The organism is Streptomyces sp. NPDC033178, from assembly GCF_055577685.1.
In genome coordinates, this window is sequence record NZ_JBVIPT010000002.1 from 363188 (window position 1) to 383737 (window position 20550).

The following is a 20550-nucleotide window of genomic DNA, read 5'->3' on the forward strand; positions in this document are numbered from 1 at the left end:
AATGCGTAAAAAGTACGAGACCGAGAGTGGTCACCGTGATTCCGCTTCGGTGGCCGCGGGGTGGGAACCGGGCCGAGCCTTCCGTACGTTGAGGACTACACGAGGGAAGCCAGGAGGTTCTCATGGCGTACGGGCCGTACGGCGTGGCTGTTCCCGCGCCGGTGTCGCGCGGTGAGCGGGTCAAGAACGCGGCCCTGTTGACGGGCGGCTGGGTCGCCCTGCTCTGGGTGCTGGAGGCCATCGACGTGGCGACGGGCCACGCCCTGGACACGTTCGGCATCACGCCGCGCGAGTTCGGAGAGCTGCGGGACATCGTGCCCGCCGCCTTCGTGCACTTCGGCTGGGACCACCTCGCGGCGAACAGCGTGCCGTTGCTGCTCCTGGGCTTCCTCGCCGCGCTGTCCGGGATCCGCCGCTTCCTCGCCGTCGTCACCGTGACGATCCTCGTCAGCGGTCTGGGCGTCTGGCTCACCGCGTCCGAACACTCCATAACCGCGGGCGCGTCCGGCGTCGTCTTCGGTCTCTTCGGCTATCTGCTGGTCCGCGGCTTCGTGGACCGCCGGATCGGTGACGTGGTCATAGGGCTCATCGTCGGCGCGGTCTACGGCTCGATCCTGTGGGGCGTACTGCCGACGACGACCGGAGTCAGCTGGCAGGGCCATCTCTTCGGCCTCATCGGCGGAGTGACCGCGGCGTTCGCGTTCCGCCGGCCCCGCGACGCCCGAACATAGCCGAAGTGCCTCGGCGGACCGGGCGCCCGGCCCGTCCGGCGTCCGGCGCGACTGTCGGTCCCCCGTGGAAGGATGACCGCTCATCGCGGCGTACGGCACACGAGGGGCGTCATGGCGGAGGGCGAGGGGGCGGTCGACAGCCCCGTACCGGTGGGGCGGAGGACCCGTACGGTCGTCGGGCGGGGCGAGCGGCTGCGCGGCCTCGCGCGAGGAGTGCTCGACGATCACGCGCGGGCCGTCGGCCAGGTGCGTACGGCCCTGGCGCCGGTCCTCGCCGAGCTGGTCGCCCAGGAGCTGGAGGGCATCCCGGTCTCACGCCTGAAGGACGTCACCGAGGGACGGCTCAGGCTCGGGGCCCTTGAGGCGGCGGGGCTCGGATCGGTGCGCGGCGTGTTCGGCGCCAGCCGGTACGAGCTGCGGCAGATACCGGGCGTCGGAGCCCAGACCGCCGACCAGGCACTCGCCGCCGCCCGGCAGATCGCCCGCGCGGTCGAGGAGACCGTGTCCGTACGGATCGACGTCGACCACCCCGAACCGCGGACCACCGCCCTCGTCATCGCGCTGCGCAGGCTCGTCGAGGCCGGACCCGACCTGCGCCGGGCCGTGGACGCCGCCACAGAACTCGACCGCAGGTTCAGGACGCTCCTCCCGGCGGCCCGTCCGGCCACCGGGCGGCTGCGGATGGCCCTCACGGGCAGGGCCAGACGGGAGAGCGCCCTCGCCGCCGTCGCGGAACTCCGCGCGCTGACGGGCGACGCCGTCGCCAAGGGCGTACCGATGCTGCTCACGCAGGCATCCACCGACCTGCTGAGGGAGTCCGCGTCCGACGCCGAGGCGTGGGTGGACTTCGAGCTGCGGGCCCCTGAGTACTACAGTCAGCTCGCCGAGATCGCCGGTAGCGCGCCCGACGTCGAGGCCGCCGAGGGGTTCCTGCCTGCCGAGGTCGCGGACCGGGTGCACGCGCAGGGGCTCGACGACACCCATCGGCGGGTCTCACTCCGCGGATACCAGTCGTTCGGCGCGCGGTTCGCGCTCGCCCAGCGCCGGGTGGTCCTCGGCGACGAGATGGGTCTCGGCAAGACCGTCCAGGCCATCGCGGTGCTCGCGCATCTCGCCGCCGACGGACACAAGCACTTCCTGGTGGTGTGCCCGGCGAGCGTACTGATCAACTGGACGCGCGAGATCCGCTCCCGCAGCACCCTGCGCGCGGTGCCCGTGCACGGACCCGGCCGGCAGGACGCGTACGCCGAGTGGCGTGAGCGCGGTGGCGTCGCGGTCACCACCTTCGACGTGCTGCACAGCCTGCCGGACCCGGACCAGGCGAAGGGTGCGCGGGGCGCAAAGGGCGCAAAGGGCGGGAAGAGCGTGAAGGGCCCGGCCGCCGCCCACGCCGCCCCCGCCGCGCTCGTCGTCGACGAGGCCCACTACGTCAAGAACCCCGACGCCCGTCGCTCCCGGGCCGTCGCGCGCTGGACCGACCGGTGCGAACGCGTCCTGTTCCTCACGGGTACGCCGATGGAGAACCGTGTCGAGGAGTTCCGCACCCTCGTCCGCTACCTCCAGCCCGAGCTGGTGCCGAGGATCCAGGGCAGCGACGCCGTCGCGGGCCCGCACACGTTCCGCAGGTCCGTCGCCCCCGCCTATCTGCGGCGCAACCAGCAGGACGTGCTCACCGAACTGCCCGCGCTTGTCCAGGTCGACGAGTGGGAGGAGTTCAGCGCCGCCGACCAGGACGCCTACCGCGAGGCGGTCGCCGCCGGGAACTTCATGGCGATGCGCAGAGCCGCGTACGCGCACGCCGAGAAGTCGGCGAAACTGCAGCGGCTGCGCGAGCTGGTCGCGGAAGCTGCCGCGAACGACCTGAAGGTGGTCGTCTTCTCCTACTTCCGGGACGTCCTCGCCACCGTCCAACAGGCCGTCGGCGAAGGCGTGTTGGGGCCGCTCGCGGGTGGTGTGCCCGCCACCCGGCGACAGCAGCTGGTCGACGAGTTCACGGCCGCGTCCGGACACGCCGTGCTGCTCTGCCAGATCGAGGCCGGCGGTGTCGGCCTCAATCTCCAGGCCGCGTCCGTCGTGATCCTCTGCGAGCCGCAGGTCAAGCCGACCCTGGAGCACCAGGCCGTCGCCCGCGCCCACCGCATGGGCCAGGTCCGCTCGGTCCAGGTGCACCGGCTGCTCGCCACCGACAGCGTGGACGACCGGCTGCTGCGGATCCTGGAGAGCAAGTCCCGCCTCTTCGACGCGTACGCCCGTCGCAGCGATGTCGCCGAGGCGACGCCGGATGCGGTCGATGTGTCGGACGGCACGATTGCCCGGCGGATCGTGGAGGAGGAGCAGCAGCGGTTGGCCGTCCCCGGCGGGGGCGCTCCGCGGGGGGAGTAGGGGGCGGGTGCCGTTCGCAGCCCGAAGCCCTACGACTGTGCGAGACCCGTTTTCAGGCCCGCGCCGCACAGGGGCACGACAGCGGTGCGCGCGCCCAGCGCCCCCTCCCGCACCGCCGCCCAGCAGGCCACCCCCGTCGACTCGACGTACAGACCCTGCGAGGCCAGGTCCCGCTGGGCGTGGCGGAGTTGGTCCTCCGTCACGGTGAGGAAGGTGCCGCCGGACTCCCGGACCGCGCGCAGGATCTGCCGGGCCCGCGGCGGCCGGGGGATCGCGATGCCCTCGGCGAACGTGGGGGCCGCCGGGGTGACTCCGACCAGGTCGTCGGCGCCCTCGTGCCAGGCGTGGGCGAGCGGGGCGACGGCGGCGGACTGGACCGCGTACAGGGCGGGCCGGCGGTCGATCATTCCCGCCGCGTGCAGCTCGGCGATCGCGAGGGACGCGCCGAGCAGGAGCGTGCCGTTGCCGACGGGGACGACGATCACCTCGGGGAGCCGGCCGCCGAGGTCCTCCCACAGCTCGTGGACGTACGTCTTCGTGCCGTGCAGGAAGTACGGGTTGAAGACGTGCGAGGCGTAGAACGTGCCGTCTGTGCCCGATGCGTCTGCCGCCTCCCGGGCCGCCCGCGCGGCCGCCTCCCGGTCGCCCGGGACGACTTCGAGGCGGGCCCCGTGCGCCCCGATCTGCTCCAGCTTCTTCGCGGACGTGCCGTCGGGTACGTAGACCGTGCAGGGCAGTTGGGCCCTGGCGCAGTACGCGGCGACCGCCGTGCCCGCGTTCCCGCTGCTGTCCGCGACGACCCGGCCCGGTCGCAGCCGCAGGGCCAGCTCGGCGAGCAGGACGGCCCCGCGGTCCTTGAAGGAGAGCGTCGGCATCAGGAAGTCCAGCTTGGCCGAAACGCCGTCCTTGAGCGGGATCAGCGGGGTGCGGCCCTCGCCGAGCGACACCGACGGGGACGACAGGGGCAGGCACTCCGCGTACCGCCAGAGGGAGTTCACCCTGCCCGCGAGGGACTTGAGGGAGGCGGGCGTGGGCGCGAAGTCCAGGTCGAGCGGGCCGCGGCAGACCGGACAGCACCACGCGAGCGAGTCCATGGGGACGCGCGTGCCGTCCACCGGGCAGAAACAATCCGGCAAGGGAGTCATGTCGGCAGGTTAGATGCACCGATTGGTGACGGAGCGTCATGACTGGCATATGGCACCTGTGTTACGTCTGTGCAGGGCTCTTGTGCAATTCCTTGGGAACCCTCAATCTTTCGGCTGAGCGCAGGGACGAAGTGGCCGGTTCTTGACATGCCCCTGTCGTCTTCGTGTGCGTACGACCGCACCACCCCCCACCACCAGCGCACCACCGATTGAGGAGGATCCTCAGATGGCAGTGATGCGTCATGCCCGGCGAAGACTCGCCGGTATCACCGGGTTCACCGGGTTCACCGGTGTCAACCGATTCGCCGGTATCGCGGGCATCGGTACGGCGGCCCTCGTCGCCGGTCTCGTCTCCGCCCTCCCGGCGCAGGCCGCCGCGGGCCCCGAAGGCCGGATCCAGTACGCCGGCGCGCCCGGCACGATCGCGAACAGCTACATCGTGACGCTCCACCCGGACGCCGCGAAGTCCGGTTCGGCCGAGGGCAGGGCCCTCGCGAAGGAGTACGGCGCCACGATCGAGCGTACGTACAAGAAGGCGCTGAACGGTTACGCCGTCGAGGCCACCGAGGCCGAGGCGAAGAGGTTCGCCGCCGACCCGGCCGTCGCCTCCGTCGTCCAGAACCGCGTCTTCTCCATCGAGACGACCCAGCCGAACCCGCCCTCCTGGGGCCTGGACCGCATCGACCAGGCGGCCCTCCCGCTCAACCAGAGCTACACCTACGACGACACCGCCGGTGAGGGTGTCACCGCCTACGTCATCGACACCGGTGTCCGTATCACCCACACCGACTTCGGCGGCCGGGCCTCCTACGGCTACGACGCCGTCGACAACGACAACACCGCCCAGGACGGCCACGGCCACGGCACGCATGTCGCGGGCACGGTCGCCGGCACGGCCTACGGCGTCGCCAAGAAGGCGAAGGTCGTCGGCGTCCGCGTCCTCAACAACGCGGGCTCCGGCACCACCGCCCAGGTCGTCGCGGGCATCGACTGGGTGACGACCAACGCCGTCAAGCCGGCCGTCGCCAACATGAGCCTCGGCGGGACCGTCGACACGGCGATCGACACCGCCGTACGCAACTCCATCGCCTCCGGCGTCACCTACGCCGTGGCAGCCGGCAACGAGACGACGAACGCCTCGACCCGCTCGCCCGCCCGCGTCACCGAGGCCATCACCGTCGGCGCCACCACCAGCACCGACGCCAAGGCGAGCTACTCCAACTACGGCACGGTCCTCGACCTCTTCGCCCCCGGCTCCTCCATCACCTCCGCCTGGGGCACGGGCGACTCCGCGACCAACACCATCTCCGGTACGTCGATGGCGACCCCGCATGTCGCCGGGGCCGCCGCGCTCTATCTGGCCGACAACCCGGCCGCGACGCCGGCCGCCGTCCAGACCGCGCTGGTCAACTCCGCCACCACCGGGGTCGTCACCAGCCCCGGTACGGGCTCGCCCAACCGGCTGCTGAAGGTCGGTGGCGGCGGTACCACTCCGCCTCCGACGGGTGACCTCTTCGAGAACACCGCGGACTACGCGATCGCCGACAACTCCACCGTCAACTCGCCGGTCACGGTGAGCGGCGTCACCGGCAACGCGCCCGCCGCGCTGAGCGTGCCGGTGAACATCGTCCACACCTACATCGGTGACCTCCAGGTCCAGTTGATCGCTCCCGACGGGACGGCCTACACGCTGAAGGCGTACGGGACCGGGGGGTCGACGGACAACATCAACACCACGTACACGGTGAACGCCTCCTCCGAGGTCGCCAACGGGACGTGGACGCTGAGAGTGAGCGACAACGCCTCGCTCGACACCGGGTACATCAACTCCTGGGGACTCCAGTTCTGATCCGACTGACGACTACATGACGCCGGTGGTAGCGGCACGTAGGTAGTCCTCCTCCTCGCCCTCGTGGCACGCCTTCGGGTCCTCGACCTGGGCCGCCGCGGGGGCGAGGCGCATTGGATTTCGCCCCCGCCGCCCCTACCCGTCCCATCCCTGGGGGCTGCGCCCCCAGACCCCCCTTTCGGCCTGAACGGCCTCGTCCTCAAACGCCGGACGGGCTAAAAGGTTGGCGGGGGCGGACGTGGGTGGGTTGACCGGGGTGGGTGGGAAATCGGCCTGAACGGCCTCGTCCTCAAACGCCGGACGGGCTGAGATGCGCCTGGACTGGGCTGTAGAAGTTCAGCCCAGCCCGCGAAGTCCAGTCCAGCCTGTGAAGCCTTGAGCCTGGCCGCGAAGTCTTCAGCCCGTCCGGCGTTTCTTCAGGCTCTCGGGCGTCCGAGTCTTCAGCCCCTCCGGCGTTTGAGGAGCGGGGGTTCGGGGGCCGGCCCCCGAAAAGGGACGGGAATGGGTAGGGGCGGCGGGGGCGAAGAAATGTAGTCGGGACCGAATCGTCGGGATCGTTCCCTGTGTTCCGTCGTTGTCCGGGCCGCGCTTACGATGCGCCCTGTCGTACGTCAGTTCCGCACCACCCGGACACAGCACTCGGACGAGGAGCACGGTACTAGTGGAGATACCCCCGCCCTCCGGGCCCCAGCACCCGCAGGGGCAGCCTCAGGGGCAACCCCAGGGGCCGTACCCGCCGCCGGGCCAGCCGCAGGGCCCGTACGGCGCGTACCCGGGCCAGCCACAGGGCCCGGTCCAGGGACCGGGCCCGTACGGCTATCAGCCCTGGGGGCAGGGCTACTCCCCGTACAACACCCCGGCACCGGTCAACGGCCTCGCCATCGCCGCACTGGTGCTCGGCATCCTCTGCTTCCTGCCCCTGGTCGGCCTGATCCTCGGCTTCTTCGCGCTGGCGCAGATCAGGAGGAAGGGCGAGCGCGGCAAGGGCATGGCGATCGCCGGCATGATCCTGTCGGGCATCGGCGCCGCGATCCTCGCCCTCGCGCTCGCCACCGGCGGAGCGGCCGAGTTCTGGGACGGCTTCCAGGAGGGGGCGCGCGAGGCGAGCGAGAACGGCACCACCTTCTCCGTGGACGAGGGAGAGTGCTTCGACACGCCGGGCGGCTCGCTGGAGGGCATGGCGTACGACGTGGACACGGTGTCCTGCGACGAGAAGCACGACGGCGAGGTCTTCGCGAACTTCAGGATGGCGAGCGGCAGTTACCCCGGTGACAGCGCGATCACCGAGGCCGCCGACGACAAGTGCTACACACTCCAGTACGCCTACGCCATGGACACCTGGGCCATCCCGGACAACGTCGACATCTACTACTTCACACCGACCCGGGACAGCTGGAGCCTCGGTGACCGCGAGATCAGCTGCCTGTTCGGCAACGTGGACGAGAAGGGCAGCCTGACCGGCTCGCTGCGCCAGGACGAGACGACCCTCGACGCGGACCAGCTCACCTATCTGAAGGCGGCCCAGGTCCTCAACGAGGCCATGGAGTCGGCGCCCGAGGAGGAGTACGTCGAGGACGACCTGCCCGGCCACAAGGAGTGGGCGACCAGGGTCTCGGCCGCCCTCACCGAGCAGCTCGGAATGCTGCGCGGCCACGACTGGCCCGCCGACGCGAAGGAGCCGGTCGCCGCGCTGGTCAAGGACTTGGACAAGGCGCAGGGGGAGTGGTCGGCAGCGGCGAGAGCCGCCGACGCGGACGTCTTCTACGCGCACTACGACAAGGCGCTGGAACTCACCGACGCCAAGAAGTCGGTCACCACGCGCAAGGCTCTGGGCCTCGCCTCGGCGCCGCCGGAGTCGTACGAGGACGACGGCGGCGAGGACGCCGGAACGGGAGGCGGCACAGGAGGCAGCGGTGCAGAGGTGTGACGGCGGCCATAGCGGGGAGAAAGTGCCTGCGTAAAGCCTTGGGCGGCCCCAAGTCATCACATCGAGTGATTCTCTGGCCTTCGCTTGCCTGGCACAACCCACGGTTGCCACCCTGTAGCTGTCTGTACAACCTGACGGGAGTGGCCAGTGACATTCGGTGAGCAGCCGGCGTATCTGCGCGTCGCAGGTGATCTTCGCAAGAAGATCGTCGACGGATCGCTGCCACCGCACACACGGCTCCCGTCACAGGCCAGAATCCGCGAGGAGTACGGAGTCTCGGACACGGTCGCCCTCGAAGCCCGCAAGGTCCTGATGGCCGAGGGTCTGGTCGAGGGCCGCTCCGGGTCCGGGACGTACGTGCGCGAGCGCCCGGTGCCGCGCCGCGTCGCCCGCTCCGGGTACCGGCCGGACAGCGGTGCGACACCGTTCCGCCAGGAGCAGGCCGACGTCTCCGCGCGCGGTACGTGGGAGTCGCACAGCGCGCAGGCCGAGGCGAGCGGTGCCATCGCCGAGCGGCTCGGCCTCCAGGCCGGCGACCGCGTGATGTGCACGAAGTACGTCTTCCGGGACGCGGGCGAGGCGATGATGCTCTCCACCTCCTGGGAGCCCCTCGCCGTCACGGGCCGCACACCGGTGATGCTCCCCGAGGAGGGCCCCCTGGGCGGCATGGGCGTCGTCGAGCGCATGGCCGCCATCGACGTGATCGTGGACAACGTCACGGAGGAGGTGGGCGCCCGGCCGGGCCTCGCCGAGGAACTGTCGGCGCTGGGGGGTGTGCCCGGGCATGTCGTGGTCGTCATCCAGCGGACGTACTACGCGTCGGGGCGGCCGGTGGAGACGGCGGACGTGGTGGTGCCGGCGGACCGGTACCGGATCGCCTATCACTTGCCCGTGAAATAGGCCGCAGCCGACGCAACTGCCGTAGCCGCCGCAGCTGTTTACGACTGGGGTCGGTTGCTGGTTGCTGGTTGCCGGCTGGTGACTGGCTGGTGCCGTGCCGGTGGAATCCGGTCGTTCTCGTGGGGGGTGTTCGGCGCGGTCTCCGCGCTGTCGGCGGGAGCCTGAGGGGGATGAGGGGGCGTGTCCGTAAGGATGCGCCCCCTTCGTGCTGGCCGATTGCGTACCTCTCGGGCATCCCGCGCATACCTCTTTGTGAAAAGCCGTATTCGCTGCGTGAAGGTTAGGCGTAGGCTCGGGCATATGCGGATTGCGGTTTCCTTATGTGGCGGGGCAGGACGCGAGCCGGGGGCGGGGAGCGGAGGGGCGCGATGAACGACGGCACCATCACACTTCCCTGGCTCGTCATACGACAGGACGACAACGGCAATCGCTACCGCGTCGGCAGGTACGCGACGAGGGCCGAGGCCCAGAAGATCGCGGACAGCCTCGACGACCGTGGGCACAAGCAGCTCTACTGGGTCGAGCGGATCGGGCAGAACGGCTCGAAGTGACGCGTGCGGGTGTGTCCGTGGGGCTCCCGTAGGCTCCGGCGCATGACCGAACGGATCGTGGTGGTGGGAGCCGCCGTGCTCAGCGACGGGTGCCTCCTTGCCGCGCGTCGCAGTGCGCCCGCGGAGTTGGCCGGGCGGTGGGAGCTGCCCGGGGGGAAGGTGGAGTCCGGGGAGACCCCCGAGGGGGCGCTCGTGCGGGAGCTTCGGGAGGAGCTCGGGGTCGAGTCGGAGGTGCTGGCCCGGGTTCCGGGTGAGTGGCCTTTGCGGTCGCCGTATGCCCTTCAGGTCTGGACCGTGCGGCTCCTCGCCGGCTCGCCTGCGCCCAAGCCGCTCCAGGACCACGACGAGCTTCGCTGGTTGACCCCCGACGAACTCTGGGACGTGGAGTGGCTGGAGCAGGATGTGGCGGCCGTCATGGAGGTCGCGCGGGGGGTTTGGGGGAGTGGGGCGGCTGCGGGGTAGGGGCGGCGGGGTCGAAGAAAAGGTGTGACCATCACAACTTCGCGCACTCGAGTCTGCGGGGTGCGGGACGCACACCGTACGTGGGACGCTCGGGCTCGCGAGGCGCATGTGGCGGCTGAGACGAGCGCCGAGTACGCCGTTCGCGCCACAGTGCGCCCTCGCGCACGGTACTCCGCCCGGGATATCGGGTATGTGCCCATTAACCCCATGAAACCGGACATGGTCCGCTTCTGGCCTGGGAGTGATCTGCGTGATCCACACCGAGGGCGATATCGCCGAGTGGACCTTTCCCGCGGATCCAGGCGCCGTCCGGACCGCCCGAACCGTCGTCCGGGGCCAGCTCCGTGCCTGGGACCTCGACTCCCTCGGAGACGTGACCGCGCTGTTGGTCAGCGAGCTGGTCACCAACTCCCTGCGGCACGCCACGGGTCCCATCGGGGTTCGCCTCGTACGCCCCACGGAGCCGATGGACGTCCTGCTCGTCGAGGTCTCCGACCCCCTCCCCGATCCACCGCAGGAACGCGACGCGGAGCCCGGGGACGAAAGCGGCCGTGGTCTTCAGCTGGTGGCGAACTCCTCCCGCCGCTGGGGCACCCGACCAGGTGGAAAGGGCAAAACGGTGTGGTTCGAACTGGCACTCCCGAGCTGACGGCCGGCCGCTCCGCGGCTGCCTCTCTCCAGCCATTCCGCACCCGCCCCGCACCCACCCCCAACCAGTCCCAAGCCATTCCGCAGCCGATCCGCGGCTGTCCCACAGCCGCCCCCAAGCACCCCCCGAACCACCCCCGACCCCTCGGACACACGAGCCACCCCCAAGTCCGTGGTTCGACGGGGTCCCACATGGTTAGAAGACTGGGAGTGTTTGTCGCGGCCGGTCCTAAAAGCATCGGGACCGTGCTGTGATCGTGAACACCGTGTTGTGCGGCACCGTAGTGCTGGATACTGCGGGCAGCCGCCTCCGGTGACCGGTGCCGGACGCGGTGAGCTGGAGGGGACGGTTCGCGTGAGCGAGATACCAGCGAAGGCCACGGAGTCCGAGGACCCGTCGGGCGGCGCGATGGCTGATGCGACGACAGGCGATGGCGCATCGCCGGTGCCGGACGTGGCCCGGGGCGCGGGGCGCGGCGGAATATCCGGTGTGCCCGTCGAGGCGCCGGGCGAGGTGCCCGGCGAGGTCGTGTGGCAGAGCAGTCCGCCCGGATCGATCTACGACTACATCAAGGTCGCCTCGTTCTCCATAGGCCCCGACGGCCTCGTCGACCAGTGGAGTCTGCGCGCCGAGCAGCTCTTCGGCATCCCGACCGAGCGCGCGGTCGGCATGGACCCCATCGAGGCCTTCGTCGCCGAGGACAAGCGCGAGCTGGGCCAGCGGAAGATGGCAGAAGTCCTCGACGGCCGCGAGTGGACCGGTGTGGTCCCCTTCCGGCTGCCCGACCCCGAAGGCACCGGCGTGGCCGCCGAAGGACTCGCCGAGGTCTACGTCATGCCGACGCGGACCGAGGAGGGCGAGCGGGCCGCCGTCTGCATAGTCGTGGACGTTCGCATTCTGCGCAGGATCGAGACCGATCTCGCCGCGTCGCAGGCCATTTTCGGCCAATCTCCTTTCGGTTTCCTGCTGATCGACTCGGACCTGCGCATCCGCCGTGCCAACGAGCGGTTCGCCTCGGTCTTCGGCGGCACGGTCGACGACCACCGCGGACGCACCGTCAAGGACTATCTGGCACCGGGCGAGGCCGAGCGGGTCTCCGCGATTCTGCGGCGGGTCCTGGAGACCGGCGACATGGTCAACGAGCTGCTGGTCAGCGGAACCGTGCCCGGTTCCAGCGAGCGCCGCCACTGGTCCATCAACCTCTATCGCGTGCACAGCGGTTCGGGCCGTCCGATCGGCATCGCCTGGCTGGGCACCGACATCACCTCGCGCCGCGCCGCGGCCCGCGAGGCCGCGCAGGCACGGCGCAATCTCGCCCTTCTGAACGAGGCGGGCGCGCGCATAGGCAACTCGCTCGACTTGGAGACCACCGCCCGCGAACTCCTCGACGTGGCCGTCCCGGGCTTCTGCGACCTCGCCTCCGTCGACCTCTACCAAGGCCTCCTGGCCGGCGACGAGACCCCGCCGGGCCTCGCCGACGGCAGCGCCGAGCTGCGCCGCGTCGCCTACGCCAGCGCCGTCTCGGACGCGCCCTTCATCAGTGGCCCGGAGCCCGTGAACGTCGGCGCGGTCCATCACTACGCCTTCAACTCGCCCTTCGCGGACGCCCTGCGCACCGCCCGCCCGCAGAGCGTCGCCGCCGAGGAGGGCGGCCTGATCCAGTCCACGCTCGCGGTGCCGATGGTCGCCCACGACACGGTCGTCGGCCTGGTCCAGTTCTCGCGTACGAAGGGGAGCGAGCCGTTCGGGGAACGCGACAGCTCCCTGGCGGTCGAACTGGCCTCGCGCGCCGCGGTCTGTATCGACAACGCCCGCCTCTATCGCCGGGAGCACGAGCGTGCCCTGATACTGCAGCGCTCCCTGCTCCCCCCGGGCGACCCGGAGGCCTCCGGCCTGGACATCGCCTGCCGCTACCTTCCCGGGAACGCGGCCACCGAGGTCGGCGGCGACTGGTTCGACGTCATCGAACTCCCCGGCCACCGCACCGCGTTGGTGGTGGGTGACGTGATGGGCCGCGGTCTGCGCGCGGCCGTCGCGATGGGTGAACTCCGCACGGCCGTACGCACCCTGGCGCTGCTCGACCTCGAACCGGCCGAGGTCCTCTCCGCGTTGGACGAGATCGCCCGCGGTCTGGGAACGCCCGGCGGAGTCCAGCAGTCTACGCGCGGTGCTCGCCAGTCCCGGGACGCCGACCTCTCCGAGGTCTACCTCGCCACCTGTGTGTACGCGGTCTACGACTCCGTCACCCGCCGCTGCACCTTCGCCAACGCGGGCCATCTCCCGCCCGTCCTCGTCGAGCCCGGCGAGAGCGCCCTCATGCTCGACGTACCGCCGGGCATGCCGCTCGGCGTCGGCGGCGAGCCGTTCGAGGAGGTGGAGGTGGAGCTGCCGGAAGGAGCCCTTCTGGCGCTCTACACGGACGGACTGGTCGAATCCCGTGACCACCCCCTGGACGAGGGCCTACAGGCCTTCGTGGGCGCCCTCACGGACCCCTCCAGTCCCTTGGAGGACGTCTGCGACCACGTTCTCAACACGCTCGACACGCATCACGGCGAGGACGACATCGCCTTGCTGATGGCACGTGTACAGGGTCTGCCGGCCGATTCCGTCGGCGACTGGACGCTGCCGCGCGAGCCGCGCAGCGTGGGCCGCGCACGGGAGTACGCGCGCGGCCAGCTCCTCAGCTGGGACCTCGAACCCCTCGTCGACACGGCCGAACTCCTCGTCAGCGAACTCGTCACCAACGCCCTGCGCTACGGCGAGGGCGAGATCCGTCTGCGTCTCCTCCTCGACCGCACGCTGGTATGCGAGGTCTGGGACGCCGGCCTGGTGCAGCCCCGCCGCCGCCGTGCCCGCGACACGGACGAGGGCGGCCGCGGCCTCCAGCTCGTGGGCCTCCTGAGCGCGGCCTGGGGCTCCCGCCGCACACCCCGCGGCAAGACGGTGTGGTTCGAACTGCCCCTCCCCAACGGCGGGAAGGGCCTCGCGGACCCGGCAGAGGCGCTACTGAGCCTCTTCTGACCCCGGCCGGGTCCGACCTCCTACACCGAACCGGACGGCCGCCTGCGGATCTTGTCGCCCAGCCACACCAGCGGATCGTACTTACGGTCGACTGCCCGTTCCTTCAAGGGAATCAGCGCGTTGTCCGTGATCTTGATGCCCTCGGGGCAGACCTCCGTGCAGCACTTGGTGATGTTGCAGTAGCCGAGGCCGTGCTCGTCCTGGGCGGTGCGTTTGCGGTCGAGGCCGGACTCGGAGGCCGCGTCCAGGGGATGCATGTCCAGTTCGGCCACCCGCATCAGGAAGCGCGGGCCGGCGAACGCGGTCTTGTTCTCCTCGTGGTCGCGCACCACATGGCAGGTGTCCTGGCACAGGAAGCACTCGATGCACTTGCGGAACTCCTGCGACCGGTCCACGTCCTCCTGCATCATCCGGTACTCACCGGGACCGAGGTCCTCCGGCGGCACGAACGAGGGCACCTCCCGCGCCTTCGTGTAGTTGAAGCCGACGTCCGTCACCAGGTCCCGTACGACCGGGAACGCCCGCAGCGGGGTCACGGTGATCGTCTCCTCGCGGGTGAACACCGACATCCGCGTCATGCACAACAGCCGCGGGCGGCCGTTGATCTCCGCCGAACACGAACCGCACTTGCCCGCCTTGCAGTTCCAGCGCACGGCCAGGTCGGGTGCCTGGGTCGCCTGGATGCGGTGGATGATGTCGAGCACCACCTCGCCGTCGTTGACCTCGATCCCGAAGTCCTCCAGGCCGCCGCCCTCGGCATCCCCGCGCCACACCTTGAAGCGGGCCTCATAGCTGCTCACTCGTAGAGCTCCTCTTCGGCGAGGTACTTGACCAGCTCCTCCTTGTCGAAGAGGGCGAGCAGGTCGGGGCGGATGGGTTCGGTGGTCTCGCGGACCAGGTCGATCTGCCCGCGCACGGGGTCGGTCGCCGCCAACCCGCCGGTGGGATCGACCAGTTGGCAGAGCAGGTTCACGCGCCGCCAGGCCCGGTCCATCGTCGGATGGTCCTCCCGCGTGTGGCCGCCCCGCGACTCCGTCCGCTCCAGCGCGGCCCGTGCCACGCACTCGCTGACGAGCAGCATGTTCCGCAGGTCCAGCGCGAGGTGCCAGCCGGGGTTGAACTGCCGGTGCCCCTCGACCCCGGCCCGCCGGGCCCGTACGCGCAGGTCGGCGAGTTTCTCCAGGGCCGCCTCCATCTCCGCCTCACGACGGATGATGCCGACGAGGTCGTTCATCGTCTGCTGGAGTTCCTGGTGGAGGGTGTACGGGTTCTCCGGCGGCCGGCCACCGGGGGTCTGGGGGGCGTCCCCCAGATCCGCACTGTCCGCACCGGGCTCGGGGCCCTCGGCGGAGAAGGGCCGCAGGGCCTCCGCGGCAGCCGTGTCCACCTGGACCTCGTCCACCAGGGGCCGTGCCCCGGTGAGTCCCGTGGCGTACTGGGCCGCGTGCAGACCGGCCCGTCGCCCGAACACCAGCAGGTCGGAGAGGGAGTTGCCGCCGAGCCGGTTGGAGCCGTGCATGCCGCCGGCGACCTCCCCGGCCGCGAAGAGACCGGGCACGCCACGCGCCGACGCGCTGTCCGACTCGACCGCGATCCCGCCCATCACGTAGTGGCAGGTGGGCCCGACCTCCATCGCCTCGGCGGTGATGTCGACGTCCGCGAGTTCCTTGAACTGGTGGTACATGGACGGCAGCCGTCGCCTGATGACCTCGGCGGGCATACGGGTCGACACGTCCAGGAAGACGCCACCGTGCGGGGAGCCGCGGCCGGCCTTCACCTCGGAGTTGATGGCCCGGGCCACCTCGTCCCGGGGGAGCAGCTCAGGGGGCCGGCGGTTGTGGTCCGGGTCCTCGTACCACCGGTCGCCCTCCTCCTCCGACTGCGCGTACTTCTCCTTGAAGACGTCGGGGATGTAGTCGAACATGAACCGCTTGCCCTCGGAGTTCCTGAGGACTCCGCCGTCCCCGCGCACGGACTCCGTGACGAGGATGCCCTTCACGGACGGCGGCCAGACCATGCCCGTCGGGTGGAACTGCACGAACTCCATGTTCAGCAGGGGCGCACCCGCGAGCAGTGCCAGCGCGTGCCCGTCGCCCGTGTACTCCCACGAGTTCGACGTCACCTTGAAGGACTTGCCGATGCCGCCGGTGGAGACCACGACCGAGGGGGCTTCGAGGACGAAGAAACGGCCGGACTCGCGCTCGTAGCAGAAGGCTCCGGAGACCTTGTTGCCGTCCTTGAGGATCCGGGTGACCGTGCACTCCTGATAGACCTTCAGGCGCGACTCGTAGTCACCGGTCTCCTTGAAGTCCTCCTGCTGGAGGGACACGATCTTCTGCTGGAGGGTCCGGATCAGTTCCAGTCCCGTACGGTCGCCGACGTGCGCGAGCCGCGGGTACTCGTGCCCGCCGAAGTTGCGCTGCGAGATGCGCCCGTCCTTCGTGCGGTCGAAGAGGGCGCCCCAGGTCTCCAGCTCCCAGACCCGGTCGGGGGCCTCCTGCGCGTGCAGTTCGGCCATCCGCCACTGGTTGAGGAACTTGCCGCCGCGCATGGTGTCGCGGAAGTGGACCTGCCAGTTGTCCCCGGAGTTCACGTTGCCCATGGCCGCCGCGATGCCGCCCTCGGCCATCACCGTGTGCGCCTTGCCGAACAGGGACTTGCAGATCACGGCTGTACGGGCGCCTCGCTCGCGGGCCTCGATGGCGGCCCGGAGGCCGGCGCCCCCGGCACCGACCACCACGACGTCCCACTCCTGCCGGTCGACCACGGACATCAGAAGGCCCCACTCATTTAGAAAAACCTCGGATCGTCGAAAGCGCCGGAGGCGACCAGGTACACGTAGAAGTCGGCGAGCGCGACGCTCACCAACGACGCCCAGGCGAGCTGCATGTGACGGGCGTTCAGCTTCCCGACGAACTGCCAGGTCTTGTACCGGACCGGGTGCTTGGAGAAGTGCTTGAGCTTGCCGCCGACGATGTGCCGACAGGAGTGGCACGAGAGGGTGTACGCCCAGATCAGCGTGATGTTGACCAGGAACACGAGCGTGCCGAGCCCCATGTGGCCCCACTCGTAGTGCTCGTCACGGAAGGCGAGCACGGTGTCGTACGTGAGGATCCCGGCGACCGGCACCGCCGCGTAGAAGAAGTAGCGGTGGATGTTCTGGAGGATCAGCGGGAAGCGGGTCTCGCCGGTGTACTTCTTGTGCGGCTCGGCGACCGCGCAGGCCGGCGGTGAGGCCCAGAAACCGCGGTAGTAGGCCTTGCGGTAGTAGTAGCAGGTCAGCCGGAAGCCGAGCGGGAAGATCAGGACGATCAGGGCGGGGGACAGGCCCCACCAGCTGCCGAAGATCTCCCAGTTCGGGCCGCTCCGCATCGGCTCGCAGTTCTCCGCCAGACAGGGCGAGTAGAACGGCGAGACGTACGGGGCCGCGTAGTAGTCGCTGTTCGCGAACGCCCGCCAGGTCGAGTAGACGACGAAGGCCAGCAGCCCGGCCGCGGTGGCGGCGGGCGCCAGCCACCAGCGGTCGGTCCGCAGATGCGGGGCGTCGATCGCGGCGCGCGTACGGGTCCGTACGCCGCCGCTGTTCATTTGGGGTTCCGTACCAGTGGCCAACTTCAGACTCCGGTCGGGTTCAGGGTGCGTGGCGGTCGCGGGCGCCGAGACCCTCGTCGTCGGAGTCCGTCCACAGGGTGTTGTCGTACGGGGTGTCGGGGATGGACACGAGGTCGGGGCGCCGCGGTTTGCCGAGGCCGGGTGCGGCCTCGCGGAGCAGCGCAACGCTCTCGCGGAGGTGGTCGGCGTCGGTGCGCACCCTGCGCATCTCCAGGCCGCCGCCACCCATCTGCTGTTCCAGACGCTTCACGGACCTCACCAGGTCGTCGAGACAGCGCTGGACTGACGTCAGGTCATCGTGCACGGACATGGCGTGCCCTCACTTCCGCGGACCTCCGGCCCAAGGCGGCAACGTTCATGCGCCTGCGAGTGTCGCGCGTCACATCGGCCCCTGTGAAGGGATCTGCATGGATTAACGGATCGTGTCGCTCTCTGCGCGCTGGTCGCGCGCCCCCGGCCGGGAGGGGGCGCGCACGGTGGCGCGGAGCTGTTGGGCCGCACGGGTGGGCTTCGTGGGCCGGTCGCCGTGTCGCCGCCCGGAGGCGGCGACTCTCCCCTTCAGTGGGGCGATAGATCAGATCAACTCCATTATACCGCCAAAAGTGATCTACATCACAGTGCCTGACCTGGCCTGCCCTGTCCGTACTGCTCATCGTGATCAGCACCGCCCCGGAGGTACCAGTCATGTCCCACGACGGCGTCGGACCCCGCGCGGTGATGCGCTCGGTCGCGTTCCTCACGGCGGGCGTGCTCGCGGTGCCCGCCCTGGCCGGATGCAGCGAGAAGGACCCGGCGGGCAAGCCCACCGCCGGGCAGGAGATCGCCCCCGCCGAGCGCGGACAGATCGCGGACGGCGGCACCCTGCACTGGGCCGTGGACGCCCTCCCGGAGACCCTCAACACCTTCCAGGCCGACGCGGACGCCGCCACCTCCAAGGTCGCGGGTGCCGTGCTGCCCTCCATGTACCGGCTCGACGCGAACGGCCGGGCGCAGCGCAACCCCGACTATCTGGAGTCCGCGAAGATCGTCGACCGCGAGCCCAGACAGGTCGTGCTCTACAAGCTCAACCAGCAGGCGGTCTGGAGCGACGGCAGGGAGATCGGCGCCGCCGACTTCGCCGCCCAGTGGCGCGCCCTGTCCGGCAAGGACACCGCGTACTGGACTGCCCGCAACGCCGGCTACGACCGCATCGAGAAGATCGAGCGCGGTGCCGACGACCTGGAGGTGCGGGTCACCTTCAGCAAGCCGTACGCCGACTGGCAGTCGCTCTTCTCGCCGCTGTACCCGAAGGAGGTCATGGGCACCCCGGACGCCTTCAACGACGGCGCCCGCCGCAAGCTGAAGGTCACCGCGGGTCCCTTCGCCCTCGACACCGTCGACAAGGACTCCGGCGAGGTCAGGCTGAAGCGCAACCCGCGCTGGTGGGGCCGCCCCGCCAAGCTCTCCGAGCTGGTCCTGCGCGTCGTACCGCGGGACAAGCGCACCGCCGCGCTCGCCGAGGGCAAGGTCGACCTGGCCGAGATCGACTCCGCCGAGGCCCGCCGCATCACGCTCGCCGCCCGCGACCAGGGCAACGGGGCGCCGCTCGCCCACGGCCCCGGCGCCGCCCTCACGCCCGGCAGGTCGCTGCGCTCCTGGGCCATCGCGCACGGCTCCGACGAGGAGGCGGCCGACGAGGAGATCCTGGCCCGCAAGAAGCGGGGCAAGGCCGTCGCGAAGTACGCGGACGAGCAGTCGTCCCTGCGCGGCTTCGAGGTCCGCAAGTCCCTCGAACCCGCCTTCACCCAGCTCGCGTTGAACGGCGAGGAGGGGCCGCTCGCCGACGAGCGGGTCCGCCGGGCCGTGGCCCGCGCCCTCGACCGGGACGAGCTCGCCCGGGTCGTCCTGCGGCCGCTCGGCCTGCCCGCCGAACCGGTCGGCAGCCATCTCGCACTCTCCGGACAGCACGCGTACGCCGACAACAGCGGAGCGCTCGGCGGCCAGGACACCAAGGAGGCGCAGGCCCTGCTGGCCGACGCCGGGTGGGTGTCCGGCGGTCCCGTCAAGGAGGAGCAGAAGGAGAAGAAGGCGGCCGGCGCCGGGGCCTCCAAGGAACCGGTGGGCTCGGAGGCGTCGGAGGCGTCGGGGACCCCCGCGGGCTCGGGCTCGGACTCGGGCTCGGACTCGGGCTCGGAATCCGACTCCGACTCCGACGAAGGCTCGACCGGCTCCGAGGATTCCGGCAGCTCGGGCAGCTCCAGCAGTTCCGACGGCTCGGAAAGTTCCAGCGGCTCCGACGGCTCCACGGGTTCCGAAAGCTCCGGGAGCTCCGACAGTTCCAGCAGCTCGGACAGATCCAGCAGCTCGGACAGTTCCGACAGCTCCGGGGACGACGGTACGTACATCGTCGGTGAGGACGGGAAGCCGGGTGACGACAAGCCGGGTGCCGACCGCGCCCCGGCCCTGCTCGTGCCCGCGCCCCTGGCCGAACTGCAGCGGGTCGCGCTTCTCGATCAGGCCTACGTCCTGGGGGTACGCGGTCAGGCCGAGAAGGCGAAGAAGGGGCAGAAGCAGAAGGCCGGGAAGAAGCAGCGGACCGGCAGGAAGCAGCAGGCCGATCCGGAGAAGCAGCAGAGGATGGACGGGCCGGGCACGTCCGGCAAGGTGGAGAAGAACCTCGCCCGCGAAGGCAAGTCGCAGTTCCAGCACGGCGGCGCCCCCGGGGCGTACGCGCCGAAGGGCACCGCCGCCCCGGGGCGTGCCGCGGCCGGACCGCTGGCCAAGAACGGCAAGCCGCTGTCGCTGCGCTTCGTGCTGCCGTCCGGCCCCGGCTCCCAGTCGCTGCGGGCGGTCGGCGAGCGGATCGTGCGGATGCTGGAACGTATCGGCATCCGTACGGAGATCTCCAAGGTCGCCGACGAGAGCTACTTCAAGGACCACATCGCCTCGGGCCAGTACGACCTGGCGCTGTACTCCTGGCCCGCGTCCGCGTTCCCCGCGACCGACGCCCGGCCGATCTACTCCAAGCCGGTCCCGGCCGCCGACGGCTCCCTGAACGTCGAGCAGAACTACACCCGGGTCGGTACCGACCAGGTCGACCAGCTCTTCGACCAGGCCATCGCCGAACTGGACCCGAGCGAGTCCCGCTCCCTGGTCCGCAAGGCGGACGCCCGCATCTGGGCCGCCGCCGGCTCGATCCCCCTCTACCAGCGACCTCAGCTCACCGCGGCCCGGACCAACCTCGCCAACGCGGGCGCCTTCGGCTTCCAGACCCCTCTCTACGAGGACATGGGCTTCCTGAAGAAGGGCGCAAAGCCGCAGGTGAGCCCATCGTCCTGAGCG

15 protein-coding genes are annotated in these 20550 nt (G+C 70.4%); 10 read left to right on the forward strand and 5 right to left on the reverse strand.

Going from position 1 to position 20550, the window contains the following annotated elements; translation table 11 throughout:
• The first annotated feature begins 122 nt into the window (after positions 1-122).
• Positions 123-731 carry a rhomboid family intramembrane serine protease gene (locus ACZ5VQ_RS05535; protein WP_469103801.1) on the forward strand — a complete coding sequence of 203 codons (609 nt, stop codon included), beginning with the start codon at positions 123-125 and terminating at the stop codon, positions 729-731.
• A gap of 111 nt (positions 732-842) precedes the next feature.
• Positions 843-3113, forward strand: a complete 2271-nt coding sequence (locus ACZ5VQ_RS05540; RefSeq protein ID WP_469104072.1) for a DEAD/DEAH box helicase — start codon at positions 843-845, stop codon at positions 3111-3113.
• Between the two features lie 29 nt (positions 3114-3142).
• Here the strand turns inward: ACZ5VQ_RS05540 and ACZ5VQ_RS05545 are convergent, their stop codons facing one another.
• A complete protein-coding gene (locus ACZ5VQ_RS05545) occupies positions 3143-4258 on the reverse strand; it encodes a threonine synthase (RefSeq protein ID WP_469103802.1) in 1116 nt (371 codons plus the stop codon).
• Positions 4259-4484: 226 nt separating this feature from the next.
• Between ACZ5VQ_RS05545 and ACZ5VQ_RS05550 the strand changes: the two genes are divergently transcribed.
• The 7 genes from ACZ5VQ_RS05550 to ACZ5VQ_RS05580 all read left to right on the forward strand — a co-directional run bounded on the left by ACZ5VQ_RS05550 (position 4485) and on the right by ACZ5VQ_RS05580 (position 13617).
• The gene (locus tag ACZ5VQ_RS05550) at positions 4485-6107 is read left to right on the forward strand and encodes a S8 family peptidase (RefSeq protein WP_469103803.1); all 1623 of its coding nucleotides are present in this window, start codon (positions 4485-4487) and stop codon (positions 6105-6107) included.
• Positions 6108-6768: 661 nt separating this feature from the next.
• Positions 6769-8034 (forward strand): DUF4190 domain-containing protein, encoded by a 1266-nt coding sequence (locus ACZ5VQ_RS05555; protein ID WP_469103804.1) that lies wholly within the window; start codon positions 6769-6771, stop codon positions 8032-8034.
• Positions 8035-8181: 147 nt separating this feature from the next.
• Positions 8182-8934 (forward strand): GntR family transcriptional regulator, encoded by a 753-nt coding sequence (locus ACZ5VQ_RS05560; protein ID WP_055618616.1) that lies wholly within the window; start codon positions 8182-8184, stop codon positions 8932-8934.
• 368 nt (positions 8935-9302) lie between these two features.
• A complete protein-coding gene (locus tag ACZ5VQ_RS05565; RefSeq protein ID WP_055618615.1) occupies positions 9303-9485 on the forward strand; it encodes an SPOR domain-containing protein in 183 nt (60 codons plus the stop codon).
• Positions 9486-9527: 42 nt separating this feature from the next.
• Positions 9528-9947: a (deoxy)nucleoside triphosphate pyrophosphohydrolase gene (locus ACZ5VQ_RS05570; RefSeq protein ID WP_469103805.1), complete on the forward strand. Its 420-nt coding sequence runs from the start codon at positions 9528-9530 to the stop codon at positions 9945-9947.
• Positions 9948-10188: 241 nt separating this feature from the next.
• Positions 10189-10596: an ATP-binding protein gene (locus tag ACZ5VQ_RS05575; protein ID WP_362081265.1), complete on the forward strand. Its 408-nt coding sequence runs from the start codon at positions 10189-10191 to the stop codon at positions 10594-10596.
• Between the two features lie 354 nt (positions 10597-10950).
• Positions 10951-13617 carry a SpoIIE family protein phosphatase gene (locus tag ACZ5VQ_RS05580; RefSeq protein ID WP_469103806.1) on the forward strand — a complete coding sequence of 889 codons (2667 nt, stop codon included), beginning with the start codon at positions 10951-10953 and terminating at the stop codon, positions 13615-13617.
• Positions 13618-13637: 20 nt separating this feature from the next.
• On the opposite strand, the gene ACZ5VQ_RS05585 is transcribed toward ACZ5VQ_RS05580, so the two are convergent.
• From ACZ5VQ_RS05585 to ACZ5VQ_RS05600, 4 genes are read right to left on the reverse strand one after another with little or no spacing between them, the layout of a single operon-like run.
• On the reverse strand, positions 13638-14417 hold the full coding sequence (locus ACZ5VQ_RS05585; RefSeq protein WP_469103807.1) for a succinate dehydrogenase/fumarate reductase iron-sulfur subunit: 780 nt from the start codon (positions 14415-14417) through the stop codon (positions 13638-13640).
• Positions 14414-16390 carry a fumarate reductase/succinate dehydrogenase flavoprotein subunit gene (locus tag ACZ5VQ_RS05590; protein ID WP_469103808.1) on the reverse strand — a complete coding sequence of 659 codons (1977 nt, stop codon included), beginning with the start codon at positions 16388-16390 and terminating at the stop codon, positions 14414-14416. Before ACZ5VQ_RS05590 ends, ACZ5VQ_RS05585 begins: the two co-directional genes overlap by 4 nt.
• 17 nt (positions 16391-16407) lie before the next feature.
• A complete protein-coding gene (locus ACZ5VQ_RS05595; protein ID WP_469103809.1) occupies positions 16408-17229 on the reverse strand; it encodes a hypothetical protein in 822 nt (273 codons plus the stop codon).
• 19 nt (positions 17230-17248) lie between these two features.
• Positions 17249-17539, reverse strand: coding sequence for a hypothetical protein (locus ACZ5VQ_RS05600; protein WP_055615711.1), 291 nt, complete (start codon positions 17537-17539; stop codon positions 17249-17251).
• A gap of 374 nt (positions 17540-17913) precedes the next feature.
• Between ACZ5VQ_RS05600 and ACZ5VQ_RS05605 the strand changes: the two genes are divergently transcribed.
• Positions 17914-20547 (forward strand): ABC transporter family substrate-binding protein, encoded by a 2634-nt coding sequence (locus tag ACZ5VQ_RS05605; RefSeq protein WP_469103810.1) that lies wholly within the window; start codon positions 17914-17916, stop codon positions 20545-20547.
• Positions 20548-20550 lie beyond the last annotated feature (3 nt).

Coding starts and splice junctions, on each gene's coding strand:
- ACZ5VQ_RS05535 (WP_469103801.1), top strand. CDS start 123: ATGGCGTACGGGCCGTACGGCGTGGCTGTTCCCGCGCCGGTGTCGCGC.
- ACZ5VQ_RS05540 (WP_469104072.1), top strand. CDS start 843: ATGGCGGAGGGCGAGGGGGCGGTCGACAGCCCCGTACCGGTGGGGCGG.
- ACZ5VQ_RS05545 (WP_469103802.1), bottom strand. CDS start 4,258: ATGACTCCCTTGCCGGATTGTTTCTGCCCGGTGGACGGCACGCGCGTC.
- ACZ5VQ_RS05550 (WP_469103803.1), top strand. CDS start 4,485: ATGGCAGTGATGCGTCATGCCCGGCGAAGACTCGCCGGTATCACCGGG.
- ACZ5VQ_RS05565 (WP_055618615.1), top strand. CDS start 9,303: ATGAACGACGGCACCATCACACTTCCCTGGCTCGTCATACGACAGGAC.
- ACZ5VQ_RS05570 (WP_469103805.1), top strand. CDS start 9,528: ATGACCGAACGGATCGTGGTGGTGGGAGCCGCCGTGCTCAGCGACGGG.
- ACZ5VQ_RS05590 (WP_469103808.1), bottom strand. CDS start 16,390: ATGTCCGTGGTCGACCGGCAGGAGTGGGACGTCGTGGTGGTCGGTGCC.
- ACZ5VQ_RS05600 (WP_055615711.1), bottom strand. CDS start 17,539: ATGTCCGTGCACGATGACCTGACGTCAGTCCAGCGCTGTCTCGACGAC.
- ACZ5VQ_RS05605 (WP_469103810.1), top strand. CDS start 17,914: ATGTCCCACGACGGCGTCGGACCCCGCGCGGTGATGCGCTCGGTCGCG.